This is a genomic window from Haemophilus haemolyticus (assembly GCF_003351405.1).
Taxonomy (GTDB): domain Bacteria; phylum Pseudomonadota; class Gammaproteobacteria; order Enterobacterales; family Pasteurellaceae; genus Haemophilus; species Haemophilus haemolyticus_N.
In genome coordinates this window covers 620,426-634,729 of the sequence record NZ_CP031240.1, presented here as the reverse complement: position 1 = coordinate 634,729, position 14,304 = coordinate 620,426, and the positions used below count along the sequence as shown (strand labels likewise).

Below are 14,304 nucleotides of genomic sequence, written 5' to 3'. Positions count from 1 at the left end.
AGTTTTCTCTTTGTGCTTAGATATTCACTATCTTTTATTCTTCCAAGTTATTTTTCATACCAAATTTTATTCACATAAAGTGTGATAAAACCTGAGGGTGTTTCTACCCGTACTTCGTCGTCTAATGTTTTTCCGATTAAAGCTCGAGCAACTGGGGAATCAATGGATATCCAATTTTTCGCAGGAGCAAATTCATCGCAACCGACGATACGATATTGCTTGATTTCACCATCTTCATTTTCCAATTCTACCCATGCCCCGAAGAAAACTTTTCCCTCTTGCTTTGGGTTATAATCGACAATTTGTAGCACTTCCAATCTTTTGGTTAAAAAACGTACACGACGATCAATTTCACGTAAGCGACGTTTACCATAAATATATTCGGCATTTTCGCTACGATCGCCTAGTGCGGCTGCATCTGAGACTGCTTGAGTGACTTTTGGGCGTTCTTCTTTCCACAAAAACTTGAGTTCTTGGTCAAGCTCATTCCAGCCTTGACGGGTAATATAATTTGATTTTGCCATAATAAAAATAAAAGAAAGTTTTTCGAATTATATTTGAGCCAACAGCCTAAAACCAGTATTCTATCCTCGTTTTTTCTCGAATCCTTTCATAACAAAGAAGTATGACAATGTTAAATCAACAAATTAGCCAAATTATTGCGGCAGAATTAACCGTTCAACCCCAACAAATTCTTGCTGCTATTCAATTATTAGATGATGGTAACACCATTCCATTTATTGCGCGCTATCGTAAAGAAGCCACTGGTGGCTTAGATGACACCCAGCTTCGTCATTTTGAAACCCGTTTAATTTATTTACGTGAATTAGAAGAACGTCGTCAAACCATCTTGAAATCTATTGAAGAGCAAGGGAAATTGACCGATGAATTGCGTGACAAAATCTATGCGACACAAAGCAAAACCGAATTAGAAGATTTATATTTGCCGTACAAACCGAAACGTCGTACTAAAGGGCAAATTGCGATTGAAGCAGGTCTTGAACCATTGGCTGATTTACTTTGGAACGAGCCAAAAAATGATCCAGAATCAACCGCACTTTCCTTTGTTGATGCTGAAAAAGGCGTAGCTGATAGCAAAGCTGCGTTAGACGGTGCACGCTATATTTTAATGGAACGTTTTGCTGAAGATGCGGGCTTATTAGCGAAAGTCCGTGATTATTTAGCAAAAAATGCCGTTATCGTATCGAAAGTGATCGAAGGCAAAGAAACAGAAGGGGCAAAATTCCAAGATTATTTTGAGCATCAAGAATTACTGAAAAATGTGCCTTCTCACCGTGCATTAGCGATGTTCCGTGGACGTAATGAAGGCATTTTACAATTAAGCTTAAATGCTGATCCTGATGCGGAAGAGGGAAGTCGCCAAAGTTATTGTGAAGAAATTATTCGTGATTATTTAGATGTACGTTTTACAGGTCAGCCTGCAGATAAATGGCGTGAGCAAGTGATTTCATGGACATGGAAAATCAAAGTTTCGTTGCATTTAGAAACGGAATTAATGGCAAGTTTACGTGAAAAAGCGGAAGAAGAGGCTATTGATGTTTTCGCTCGAAATTTGACCGCACTTTTAATGGCAGCACCCGCTGGCGCGAAGAGCACCATGGGCTTGGACCCGGGATTACGTACGGGAGTGAAAGTCGCGGTGGTGGATAACACAGGTAAATTATTAGATACCACAACTATTTATCCACACACAGGCCGTGAAGCTGAAGCACAAGTGGCGATTTTCAGCTTAATCCGAAAACATAACGTGGAATTAATTGCCATTGGTAATGGTACGGCTTCTCGTGAAACAGAACGTTTTGCGAAAGAAGTGATTAAAGAAATCAAAGAAAATAAACCGCAAACTGTTGTAGTGAGTGAAGCGGGCGCATCCGTTTATTCTGCTTCTGAATTTGCCGCAAATGAATTCCCGAACTTAGATGTGTCTTTACGTGGTGCGGTGTCTATTGCTCGTCGTTTACAAGATCCATTAGCAGAATTAGTGAAAATCGAACCGAAAGCCATTGGTGTTGGGCAATATCAACATGATGTAAACCAAACCCAACTTGCGCGTAAACTTGATGCGGTGGTGGAAGACTGTGTAAACGCAGTGGGTGTGGATTTAAATACGGCATCCGCGCCATTACTCGCTCGCGTGGCAGGGATGACGAAAACCTTAGCACAAAACATTGTGGAATATCGCGATGAAAATGGTCGTTTTGAAAGTCGTAGCGAATTGAAAAAAGTGCCTCGTTTAGGGCCAAAAGCTTTTGAGCAATGTGCGGGCTTTATGCGTATTGCAGGCGGGAAAAATCCACTTGATGCTTCAGGTGTTCATCCAGAAGCTTATCCTGTAGTCGAAAAAATCTTGCAAGCCACCGCGCAATCTATTCAAGATTTAATGGGTAATGCAGGTGTGGTACGTCAGCTTGATGCAAAACAATTTATTGATGAGCAATTTGGTTTACCGACCGTTCAAGATATTTTCAAAGAATTGGAAAAACCAGGCCGCGATCCGCGTGGTGAATTTAAAACTGCCGTATTCGCAGAAGGCGTAGAAGAAATAACTGATTTAAAACCAGGTATGATTTTAGAAGGTACTGTCACCAATGTGACTAATTTCGGTGCATTTGTGGATATTGGCGTTCACCAAGACGGTTTAGTGCATATTTCATCATTAAGTGATAAATTCGTGGAAGATCCACATCAAGTGGTGAAAACTGGCGATATCGTGAAAGTGAAAGTGTTGGAAGTAGATGTGCCGCGTAAACGTATTGCGTTGACGATGCGATTAGATGAAAGTGCGGTCAAAAATGACGGCAAATCTGACCATACTTTATCTGCAAGACCTCGTGGAAATACACAGCGAGAGGAGCGTAGTTCAAGAGGTAATAATGCGATGGGCAATGCCTTTGCTGATGCGCTAAAAAATTGGAAAAAATAATAAGTTATAGGGCGAAATTACTCGCCCTTTTTTTATATCTTTCCTTTCCCGAAAAGCATCGCCAAAACGGCGATTTTTTGCTATAATCTCGCCTAATTTTTATTTACAAAAGAATGAGATAAATTATGTCAGAAACGACCAATGATAACTATGGTGCATCGAGCATTAAAGTATTAAAAGGCCTTGATGCGGTGCGTAAACGTCCTGGTATGTATATCGGTGATACCGATGACGGTACTGGTTTGCACCATATGGTATTTGAAGTGGTGGATAATGCCATTGATGAAGCCCTCGCTGGCCATTGTTCCGATATTATCGTGACAATTCATGATGATAATTCAGTATCGGTGCAAGATGATGGACGTGGTATTCCGGTGGATATTCACCCTGAAGAAGGCGTTTCTGCAGCAGAAGTTATCATGACCGTGCTTCACGCTGGCGGTAAATTTGATGATAACTCTTATAAAGTATCGGGCGGTTTACACGGTGTGGGTGTATCAGTGGTGAATGCGCTTTCTGATAAATTACAGTTAACCATTCGTCGTCAAGGTCACGTTCATGAGCAATTCTATCATTTAGGTGAGCCACAAGCGCCATTAACAGTGATTGGTGACACAGAGGCAACGGGGACAACGGTTCGTTTCTGGCCAAGCTCAGATATTTTTGCTATCACAACCTTTGATTACAAAATCTTAGCAAAACGCTTACGTGAGCTTTCTTTCTTGAACTCAGGCGTATCTATTCGTTTAATTGATAAACGTGATGGCGCTGAAGATCATTTCCATTACAAAGGCGGTATTCAAGCATTTGTTGAATATTTGAACAAAAATAAAAACCCAATTCATCCGAAGCCATTTTATTTTACAGCTGAGAAAGATGGTATCGGCGTAGAAGTTGCCTTGCAGTGGAATGATGGTGTAAATGAAAATGTGTATTGCTTTACTAACAATATTCCTCAACGTGATGGTGGTACTCACCTAGCAGGTTTCCGTGGGGCTTTAACCCGTAGCTTAAACAGCTACATGGAAAATGAGGGTATGCTGAAAAAAGAAAAAGTAGCGACTTCAGGCGATGATGCGCGTGAAGGTTTAGTGGCGATTATTTCAGTTAAAGTGCCTGATCCAAAATTCTCATCGCAAACTAAAGACAAACTCGTGTCTTCAGAAGTTAAAAGTGCGGTGGAATCTGCGATGAATGAAAAAATGCAGGAATATTTATTGGAAAATCCTGCAGATGCAAAAATCATTGTAAACCAAATTATTATGGCTGCTCGTGCGCGCGAAGCAGCACGCAAAGCTCGTGAAATGACGCGCCGTAAAGGGGCATTAGATATTGCAGGTTTACCGGGTAAACTTGCAGACTGCCAAGAAAAAGATCCTGCACTTTCTGAACTTTACTTGGTGGAGGGGGACTCTGCGGGTGGTTCTGCAAAAGTTGGTCGTGATCGTAAAACTCAAGCAATTTTGCCATTGAAAGGTAAAATCTTAAACGTAGAAAAAGCACGTTTCGACAAAATGTTGTCTTCCCAAGAAGTGGGAACATTGATTACTGCCTTAGGTTGCGGTATTGGGCGTGATGAGTATAACCCAGATAAATTACGCTATCATCATATCATTATCATGACCGATGCTGATGTGGATGGTTCTCACATTCGTACGTTGCTTTTAACATTCTTCTATCGTCAAATGCCTGAGCTTATTGAGCGTGGTTATGTTTACATTGCTCAGCCACCACTTTACAAAGTGAAAAAAGGAAAACAAGAACGCTACATTAAAGATGCGGATGAAATGGAGCAATATGAATTAACGCTTGCTTTAGATGGCACAGAATTACATATTAGCGCAAATGCACCGGCAATGAATGCCCTTGTATTTGAAAAATTGGTGGCAGAATATAACAGCGTACAAAAACTTATCGGTCGTTTAAGCCGCCATTATCCAGCCCCGGTATTGCAAGGATTAATTTATCAGTCGCCAATTTCTGTTGAAATGATGAAAGACGAAAGTGCGGTTGAAAATTGGGGTAAATCTTTTGTTGAACAACTGACTGCAAAAGAAACAGAAGCACATCAATATTCAGTACGTACACAATTTAACGCGGAACGCCAAGTGTATGAAGCGGTGATTACGGTTCGTAAACACGGTATTGATACCGATTATTTCTTGAATTTTGATTTTGTTCACGGCAATGAATACGCGAAAATTGTTTCTCTTAATAAACAACTCAATGGTTTATTAGAAGAAGGCGCTTATGTCACTCGTGGTGAAAAAGTACAACCAGTGCGCAGCTTTGAACAAGCCGTTGAATGGCTAGTAAAAGAATCTCGTAAAGGCCTTGAAGTACAACGTTATAAAGGACTTGGTGAAATGAACGCAGATCAACTTTGGGAAACAACAATGGATCCAAATTCACGTCGTATGTTGAAAGTTTCTATTAAGGATGCCGTGGCAGCGGATCAACTCTTCACGACCTTAATGGGCGATGAAGTTGAGCCTCGTCGCGAGTTCATTGAGTTGAATGCGTTAAGAGCAAATCTGGACGTGTAAATTTTTGTCTATTTATATTAATAACTGAAAGGGCACTCAAGTGCCCTTTCTTTGTTTATCTTATTATTTCATATAAGGATTACTATTGGTTTTTTGAACTTAAGTGAGTAAACTAAATGCACTCATTTTCTCAACGGAGAACCTTTATGAAACCTTATCTTATCGCCCCTTCAATTCTTTCTGCCGATCTCGCTCGTCTTGGTGATGATGTACAAAACGTACTTAATGCGGGTGCGGATGTTATTCATTTTGATGTAATGGATAATCATTATGTACCTAATCTCACTTTTGGGCCTGCGGTATGTCAAGCTTTACGTGATTATGGCATTACCGCACCGATAGATGTGCATTTAATGGTAAAACCCGTAGATCGTATTATTCCCGATTTTGCTAAAGCAAGTGCGAACTATATCACTTTCCACCCAGAATCTAGCGAACATATTGACCGCTCTTTGCAGCTTATTCGTGATTGTGGTTGTAAATCTGGATTAGTTTTTAATCCTGCGACGCCGTTGAGCTATTTAGATTACGTTTTGGATAAAGTGGATGTGGTTTTATTAATGTCAGTGAATCCTGGATTTGGCGGACAATCTTTTATTCCAGCAACATTGAAGAAATTACAACAGGCTCGTAAGATCATTGATGAAAGTGGTTATGACATTCGTCTTGAAGTAGATGGCGGCGTGAAGGTTGATAACATCGCAGAAATTGCTGCAGCGGGTGCTGATATGTTCGTAGCAGGTTCCGCAATTTTTGGTAAGCCAGATTATAAACAAGTTATTGATCTAATGCGTACACAGCTCGCGAGTGTGAGCGCATAACCGTCGTTTTAATGAAATGCGATTGCAATAGAACAGAGAAAAACAATGAATACACAATTTAAACTTATTGGCTTTGATTTAGATGGCACCTTGGTAAATAGCCTACCTGATTTAGCGCTATCCGTAAATTCTGCCTTGGCTGAATTTTATTTACCGAAAGCGCCAGAAGAATTAGTGTTAACTTGGATCGGTAATGGTGCGCCTGTATTAATTGCCCGTGCGTTAGATTGGGCGCAAAAACAAACAGGAAAAAAGTTAACTGAAACAGAGGTTAAGCAAGTAACAGAACGTTTTAATTTTTATTATGGCGAGAATTTATGTAATGTCAGTCGCCTGTATCCGAATGTAAAAGAAACATTAGAAACTTTGAAAGAAAAAGGCTATGTCTTAGCAGTTGTTACCAATAAACCCACAAGACATGTTCAACCAGTATTGGCAGCGTTTGGAATTGATCATTTATTTAGTGAAATGTTGGGTGGGCAATCTTTACCTGCCATTAAACCACATCCAGGTCCGCTTTATTATTTATGCGGAAAATTTGGTTTTGAACCACGCCAAGTGCTTTTCGTGGGCGATTCTAAAAATGATATTATTGCAGGCCATGCTGCAGGCTGTGCGGTTGTTGGTTTAACTTACGGCTACAATTACAATATCCCTATCAGCGAATCTAATCCAGATTGGGTGTTTGATGATTTTGCCCAGCTCTTAACGATTCTTTAAGTTTCCTATAATAACAAACCGCACGTTTTACGTGCGGTTTGTAGGCTACACAATCAGAGCCTATACTTCACAAGCCCCTCAAGGGGCTTGTGAGAACTGACAACCACAGCTAATTATTTCCTTGTTTCCCCCTTAAAGGGGTCAACATGTTCTTTCGTTGATAAATTATCTTGAACCATATCTTCTTTTTCTTGGTTTCTTATATAATCCTCTACCACTTTTGTATTTAACCCTACTGTACTTACAAAAAATCTTTTCGCCCAGAAATACCTATTTCCATATCTATATTTTAAGTTCGCGTGTCTTTCAAAAATCATCAGCGCTGACTTCCCCTTCAGATAGCCCATAAAACTTGATACTGATATTTTAGGTGGGGGTTTTTAAGAGCATATGGATATGGTCTGGCATTGCATGCGCTTCTATTATCTCCACATTTTTATAGTCACATGACTGCCTCAATATTTGACCTATATCTGCTCTTAACTTTCCATAAATTGCTTTTCTTCTGTACCTAGGGATAAATACAATGTGATACTTACCGTTCCATTTTGTGTGTGATAGACTTGAATCGTCACTGGTTTTACTTACCATGATAATCCTCCTATATGTTGAATTTTGGTTGTCAGCCTTGTTTATTATATAGCGAGGATTTTTTCTGTTCATCGCTTAAGCTATTTGGTTCTATACACATAGTGTATGGTTTTTATAGCCAGGATTTGTCTGGCTATAAATAAAAAACGGTGCTATTTCAGCACCGTTCTTTGTTATCGAATCACATTTTAAAGAATAACGTGAGAAAGACCTAAACCGATTAATAAGCAGAAAAGCATGCTCAATAAACCAGGAAGCATAAAGCTGTGGTTTAAAATGTATTTACCGATTTTGGTTGTACCCGTGGTATCGAAGTCAAGAGACGCAATGATTGGGCCGTAGTTAGGGATAAAGAAGTAACCATTTACTGCCACAAATACACCGATTAATACAGGTGCTGGTATACCTAATGCGATACCAAGTGGGAACAATGTCGCTACTGTTGCGCCTTGGCTGTTTACTAATACTGAAAGTACAAATAGCGCGAAAGCAAATGCCCATGGTGCAGTTTCAACTAAGCCTTTCACCATTTCTTTCACTTCAGTCATGTGCGCTTGCATCAATGTGTCGCCTAACCATGCAATACCGAAGATTGCGATTACTGCACGCATACCTGCGTGGAACACAGATCCTTTAGTGATTTCAGTGCCATCTGGTTTACAAGTTAAGATGATTAACGCACCAATCGCTAACATAATGATTTCGATAGTGTGTGCCATACCCATTGGTTTACCATCAAATACTGGACGTAAAGATGGAACCGCACCCATGATTACAACAAGTAATGAACCAAATAAGAATAAAGAAACAGAAATTTTAGCTGTCTTGCTCACTTCTACTTCTTTGACTGAAGTGGTAGAAGCAAAAGTATCTGCATATTTTGGATCATTTAAACGACGTTGATATTCCGGATCATCTTTTAATTCTTTACCCATTTTGTTTACAAATAAACAAGCAATAAAAATACCTAAGATGGTTGAAGGAATAGTCACTATTAATACGTCGCCAAGATGAATGCCTTGAGGTTCAAGATAAGCAACGACCGCTACAACAGCTGCCGCAATAGGGCTTGCTACGATAGCAAATTGTGATGCGATTACCGCCATTGACATTGGACGTTCTGGACGGATACCGTTTTGACGGCTCACTTCAGCGATAACTGGTAATACAGAATATGCTACATGGCCAGTACCCGCTAAAAAAGTGAATAACCAAGTTACTGCTGGAGCGATAAACGTAATGTGTTTAGGATTACGACGTAAGATTTTGGTTGCGATTTTGATCATGTAGTCTAAACCGCCAGCTGCTTGCATTGCCGCTGCCGCTGCCACTACAGCCATAATCATAAACATAACATCAATAGGTAAACCTGCTGGTTTTAGACCAAAGCCAAAAGAAAGAATAGCAAGGCCTAAACCACCAAATACACCTAAACCGATACCACCTACACGTGCACCCACAAAGATACACAATAATACGATGGCAAATTGTAGTAAGAACATTGCAGACATACTGCCCCCTAAGTTAATTAAAAAACATCTTTGTTTTATTTGTTAAAACAGCGCTTAATATAGCAACAAATAGGTATCGATTCCATAACATGGATCAATAAATTGTGGTCAAAAGTGCGGTTATTTATGAACTGCCCCCCAAAAGTTGGACTAAACAAACCAACAATTGAGGTGAAGATTTTTTTATGAGTAAACACTACACAATCGAATTTAAATTACAGGTTCTTCAACCTATTTTGAATGGGAAAATGAGTATTAGAGAAACTGCGCGTTTTTACAATATTCCTTCCAACGCCTTAGTCGGGACGTGGTTGAAACAGTTTGAAAAAAGTGGCATAAAAGGACTGATTCCCCGCAAACCATCAAGACGACCGCCGATGAAACCCAAATATGTAAAAATGCCACCGCCCCCCAAAACTGAAGAAGAGCGTTTACGCCTGAGAATTTTACAGCTTGAAGCGGAGGTAGCCTACCTAAAGGAGTTGAGAAGGCTCAGACTTCAGGACGAAGCCAGGGAATGGAAATTATCCAAGGGTTCAGAACGCATTATCTCTTAAAATGATTATTAAGTTTTGCACGATTAGCACGTAGTAAGTTCTCAAATGAAGCCAGATAAAAACAAGCCCTTAAAGCAGCGATTAAAGACATTAAAGCTAAACATCCTGATTGTGGCTATCAACGTGTTATTGTCGAATCTTGGTTGAACATGGCATCATTCAAAGTATGTCGAAAAAAGGAAATTGCTTGGATAATGCCGCGATGGAAAGTTTCCTTGGGCGATTGAAAACAGAATGTTTTTATGGTCGGGAATTTAACAGTAGAGAGGAGATAGTTTATTCCGTCAGGGATTATTTGGATTACTATAATCACCGACGGATTCAACTAAAATTAAAAAGACTGAGTCCGATGCAATACCGTTGTTAAATAACAGTTTAACTTTTTGGGGGAAGATCAATTTTCACTGCACTTTTTTGTTTTCTAAATTGAGAAATTAATTGGTTTTTAATTTGCCCCAATATTTTTCATAAATATCGACAGCTTCACCAACATCACCTTGCATAATCCCTTTTTCTATTTCTGATGCTGGTGGAAATAGTTTAGGATCATTGGCAACTTCTGGGCTGAGTAATGCTTTAACTCCTTCATTTGGCATAGAAAAGCCCATGCGTTCTACTACAACTTTGGCATTTTTTGGACGAAGTAAGAAGTCAATGAACTTATGAGCGCCTTCAACATTTTTTGCTGTAGTTGGAATCGCATAGTTATCCATCCAGAAAATTGCTCCTTCTTTTGGATACACAAATTGGAGAGATGGATTTTCTTTATGTGCTAAATAAGCAGAACCATTCCAAATCATACCAATTGCAGCTTCACCTTGTACGTAAGGGACTTCTGGCGAGTCAGAGTTAAAGGTTGCCACATTTGGTAAAAGTTTTTCTAAACGCTCATAAGCTGTTTTGATGTCTTCTTCATTGGTGGTATTAGGCGATTTACCATCAAGCAATAATGCTACGTGGAACACTTCACGAGCATCACTGGTCATGAGAACTTTGCCTTTAAATTCAGGTTTCCATAAATCTGCCCAGCTGGTGATGGTTTTAGGATCAATCTCATCCGCATTAACTTCAATACCGGTAAGTCCGTAAACGTAAGGTAATGAATATTTATTTTCTGGGTCGAATTCTTTATTTAATAAATGTTTAGGGATTTGATGAATATTGGTCAATTTACTTTGATCAATCGGTTGAAGCATCTTTTCCTTAATCATTTTATTTACGTAGTAACTTGATGGAAACACCAAATCATAGCCAGAGCCAGTATTCTGAGTAAGTTTGAGTTTCGCGTACATTTCTTCGTTGCTTTCAAAGGTAGAATAAATTACCTCGATACCTGTTTCTTTAGAAAACTGTGCGACTAAATCAGAAGGCACATAGTCTGTCCAGTTATAGACGTAAAGTTTGTTATTGGCAAAAGCGGAAGCCGCGAAAAGTGCGGTGGTGGAAAGAAAAAGATTTTTGAGTGAGTGAGCAAAGAATTTTTTCAATTTATTGACCTCCGAGGGTTATCGTTCATCATAAAACGCACAAATTTTGCGCGCGCGCAGTATAGCATTTTTTTTGTAAAAGGTTTGACATATTTCCCTTTCGGGGTAAGATTTTGCCAATTTTTTCCTAAGAGATTTTTTATGCTTAATTTTGCCTATCAAGAACACGTTCGCTCTTATTATTTCGACTCTCGTAACCAAGATTTTCAATTCCCGCCGTTAACTCAAATTGAACATGCTGATGTGTGTGTGATCGGGGCTGGATTTTTTGGTTTATCTGCTGCATTAGAACTAGCGGAGAAAGGAAAAAAAGTCATTGTATTAGAGGGGGCTCGAGTGGGCTTTGGTGCTTCTGGTCGTAGTGGTGGGCAGGCAATTAATGGCTTTGAAGAAGGCATTGATGAATACGTTAAACAAGTTGGCGAAGATAAAGCGCATAAACTTTGGAATATGTCATTAGAGGCCATTGATATTATCGATGAACGTATTGAAAAATATGGCATTCAATGCGATTGGAAAAAAGGCTATGCCACATTGGCATTAAATGAACGCCGAATGAATGACTTAATTGAAATTGAAAAAGAAAGTCATGAGAATTTTGGGTATCAGAATATGCAACTTTGGGATAAGGCTAAATTAAAACAGCACTTAGGCAGTGATATTTATGTGGGCGGCTTATTTGATAGCAATTCAGGGCATTTGCATCCGCTTAATTATTGCTTGGGTTTAGCGAAAGCTTGTGTCGATCTGGGCGTTCAAATTTTTGAACAATCTCCTGTAGTGGATATGGTTGAGAAAAATGGTTGCGTTGAGGTTAAAACATCTAAAAGTGCGGTTATTTCTCAAGACGTTATTTTAGCCACCAATGCTTATATTGATGCTCTCCCGAAATCTATTCATCACGGAATTAATCGTAAAATATTACCTGTGGAAAGTTTTATTATCGCCACAGAGCCGCTAAGCCAAGCGGTTGCTGATTCTGTTATTAATAATGGCATGTCAGTGTGCGATAACAATTTATTATTAGACTATTATCGTTTAAGTGCTGACAATCGCTTGCTCTTTGGTAGTGATTCTAGCTCAGAAAAAGATATGGTCGCGATTATGCGGAAAAATATGTTACGCGTATTCCCGCAACTTGAAAATGTAAAAATCGATTATGGCTGGGCTGGCCCGATTGATATGACGTTAAATTCAACGCCACATTTCGGTCGTATTTCTCCTCACATTTATTTTGCCCATGGTTATTCTGGTCATGGTGTGGCTTTGACAGGTCTTGCGGGACGAATTGTAGCCGAGGCAATTTTAGGTAATGATGAACGCTTATCTATTTTTGAAAGTCTGAAAGTCCCTTCTGTTTATGGTGGTCGAATTATCAAAGATCTTGCGACAAAGATTGGTGTTCAATATTACAAATTTCTAGATAAATATCGTTAAGATATCAAAATGACCTAGTTTAAAAGCTAGGTCATTTTTTATAAGTGGGCTTATTTATCACCACATGTTTTAATTGCTTCTGTGCAAGAACCAAAGAATGAATGTTCGCTAAAAAATAAGTTTGTTCTGCTTCAGGAATGGAAAACGGCATCAACTTGAGCAAATCTTGATGGATGGCTAAAACTTGTGGAAAAATGACCGCACTTTGAATTTCTTCAAGCATTTCTGGATAAAGTGGTGAAACGCAACCTCCTCGTTCTATTCGACCTAAGCTGCAAGCAATGTGTAGCAGCATAAAATCTACTTGAGGCGTATTCACATCAACTTGCCAGTAATGAGCTAATCGATCTCGTAAACGAAATATCATATCAATAATAGATTGATTTATTTGCCTGCGAATTTTCCAACGTTCTAGTTGCTTAAATAACCGCATTTCTTTTTATTAGTTCAAAATTTGCTCACTAATTTACCGCACTTTACTGAAATAAAACAGTGCACAGATCACAGTTTTGTAGCAAAATGGTGAAAAATTTGTAAGGATGTAATAATGTTAGATTATGAGATGTTCAATCCATATGAAGGATTGATTTTTGATATGGATGGAACTTTAATCGATACAATGCCCGTGCATGCACAGGCTTGGACGATGGTGGGAGAGCGATTTGGCTATGAATTTGATAGCCAAATTATGTATAACTTAGGTGGGGCGACGGTTCGAACTATTGCCGGGGAAATGATGAAAGCGGCGAATATGCCACTTGATCGAATTGAGGATGTGCTGGCTGCAAAACGTGAGTTGTCTTATCAACTTATTCCGACTCAATCAAAGTTATTGCCAACCTTTGAAATTGTTAAATTTTTCCATCAAAAAAAGCCGATTGCTCTAGGTTCTGGCTCACACCGTAAAATTATTGATATGTTGATGGATAAACTGGCTATCGCACCTTACTTTAATGCAATTGTCAGTGCAGATGATGTAAAAGAACATAAGCCGCATCCAGAAACCTTTTTACGTTGTGCGGAATTAATTCAAGCAAATCCAAGTCGTTGTATTGTATTTGAAGATGCTGATTTAGGCGTGCAGGCGGGATTAAATGCGGGAATGGACGTGTTTGATGTGCGTACACGAGAAATCATTTCGCCAAGATAATGGATATTTTTTCATTTTTTAGCGCTGATTTTTGGCAAACTCATGCGTTATGCCTTATGTTTGTCAGTGCATTTCTGAGTGCAACAGTATTACCAGGTAATTCAGAAGTTGTGTTTGTTGCTCTTGCTGTACCTAAATTAGTGTTGGGATCTTTATTTAGTACAGATATATTGGCACTCGTTTTTTTCGCCACGCTTGGCAATGGATTAGGGAGTTTAACTACTTACGGGATTGGGCGATGGATGCCAAAATTTGATCCTAAAAATCACCGCACTTTATGGGCCATGAATCAGATAAAGCGTTATGGGGCGATTACTTTACTTTTAAGCTGGCTACCTGTAGTTGGTGATTTATTTTGCGCTATAGCTGGTTGGTTAAGATTAAATTTTGTAGCAAGTAGCGTCTTTATCTTTCTTGGAAAACTGGTTCGTTATGTTGTGTTATTGTTTTTTAGTGCACCATTCTTATTATAAAATGCGCAAGAAAAAGCCCCACAATGAATGCAGGGCAAATAACCTAAGGAACCAATTTTATTAAAAC

Annotated in this window: 11 protein-coding genes and 3 pseudogenes; 9 read left to right on the top strand and 5 right to left on the bottom strand. The window is 39.2% G+C overall.

The genetic code is table 11. From position 1 onward, the window contains the following. Window positions 1–47: 47 nt before the first annotated feature. Window positions 48–524, bottom strand: coding sequence for a transcription elongation factor GreB (gene greB / locus DV427_RS03145; RefSeq protein ID WP_005630533.1), 477 nt, complete (start codon window positions 522–524; stop codon window positions 48–50). 107 nt (window positions 525–631) lie between these two features. Between greB and DV427_RS03140 the strand changes: the two genes are divergently transcribed. From DV427_RS03140 to DV427_RS03125, 4 genes are all read left to right on the top strand, one after another. Further along, window positions 632–2,944 carry a Tex family protein gene (locus DV427_RS03140; RefSeq protein ID WP_114891271.1) on the top strand — a complete coding sequence of 771 codons (2,313 nt, stop codon included), beginning with the start codon at window positions 632–634 and terminating at the stop codon, window positions 2,942–2,944. Between the two features lie 125 nt (window positions 2,945–3,069). Beyond that, window positions 3,070–5,490, top strand: coding sequence for a DNA topoisomerase (ATP-hydrolyzing) subunit B (gyrB, locus tag DV427_RS03135; protein WP_114891270.1), 2,421 nt, complete (start codon window positions 3,070–3,072; stop codon window positions 5,488–5,490). Between the two features lie 146 nt (window positions 5,491–5,636). Next, window positions 5,637–6,311, top strand: coding sequence for a ribulose-phosphate 3-epimerase (gene rpe / locus DV427_RS03130; protein ID WP_114891269.1), 675 nt, complete (start codon window positions 5,637–5,639; stop codon window positions 6,309–6,311). Between the two features lie 45 nt (window positions 6,312–6,356). Continuing rightward, on the top strand, window positions 6,357–7,031 hold the full coding sequence (locus DV427_RS03125; protein ID WP_114891268.1) for a phosphoglycolate phosphatase: 675 nt from the start codon (window positions 6,357–6,359) through the stop codon (window positions 7,029–7,031). Window positions 7,032–7,144: 113 nt separating this feature from the next. Here the strand turns inward: DV427_RS03125 and tnpA are convergent. Further along, window positions 7,145–7,622: pseudogene (gene tnpA, locus DV427_RS03120) on the bottom strand (IS200/IS605 family transposase). Window positions 7,623–7,810: 188 nt separating this feature from the next. Then, a complete protein-coding gene (locus tag DV427_RS03115; protein WP_114891267.1) occupies window positions 7,811–9,133 on the bottom strand; it encodes an anaerobic C4-dicarboxylate transporter in 1,323 nt (440 codons plus the stop codon). A 248-nt stretch (window positions 9,134–9,381) separates the two neighbouring features. On the opposite strand from DV427_RS03115, the pseudogene DV427_RS09660 reads away from it, so the two are divergent. Continuing rightward, a pseudogene (locus DV427_RS09660) lies at window positions 9,382–9,618 on the top strand (helix-turn-helix domain-containing protein); the annotation flags it as partial. A gap of 199 nt (window positions 9,619–9,817) precedes the next feature. After that, window positions 9,818–10,057 (top strand): annotated as a pseudogene (locus DV427_RS03105) (IS3 family transposase); the annotation flags it as partial. Between the two features lie 67 nt (window positions 10,058–10,124). Here the strand turns inward: DV427_RS03105 and DV427_RS03100 are convergent. Then, window positions 10,125–11,177 carry an extracellular solute-binding protein gene (locus DV427_RS03100; RefSeq protein ID WP_114891264.1) on the bottom strand — a complete coding sequence of 351 codons (1,053 nt, stop codon included), beginning with the start codon at window positions 11,175–11,177 and terminating at the stop codon, window positions 10,125–10,127. A 141-nt stretch (window positions 11,178–11,318) separates the two neighbouring features. Here DV427_RS03100 and DV427_RS03095 point away from each other — a divergent pair, with 141 nt between their 5' ends. Further along, window positions 11,319–12,614 (top strand): NAD(P)/FAD-dependent oxidoreductase, encoded by a 1,296-nt coding sequence (locus tag DV427_RS03095; protein ID WP_114891263.1) that lies wholly within the window; start codon window positions 11,319–11,321, stop codon window positions 12,612–12,614. A gap of 31 nt (window positions 12,615–12,645) precedes the next feature. Here the strand turns inward: DV427_RS03095 and DV427_RS03090 are convergent, their stop codons facing one another. Beyond that, entirely contained in the window at window positions 12,646–13,047 is a 402-nt protein-coding gene (locus DV427_RS03090) for a PRD domain-containing protein (RefSeq protein WP_046950447.1), read from the bottom strand. 114 nt (window positions 13,048–13,161) lie between these two features. Between DV427_RS03090 and DV427_RS03085 the strand changes: the two genes are divergently transcribed. After that, the gene (locus DV427_RS03085) at window positions 13,162–13,764 is read left to right on the top strand and encodes a beta-phosphoglucomutase family hydrolase (protein ID WP_114891262.1); all 603 of its coding nucleotides are present in this window, start codon (window positions 13,162–13,164) and stop codon (window positions 13,762–13,764) included. Beyond that, complete coding sequence (locus tag DV427_RS03080; protein WP_114891261.1) at window positions 13,764–14,237, top strand: YqaA family protein; 474 nt, start codon at window positions 13,764–13,766, stop codon at window positions 14,235–14,237. Before DV427_RS03085 ends, DV427_RS03080 begins: the two co-directional genes overlap by 1 nt. Window positions 14,238–14,304 lie beyond the last annotated feature (67 nt).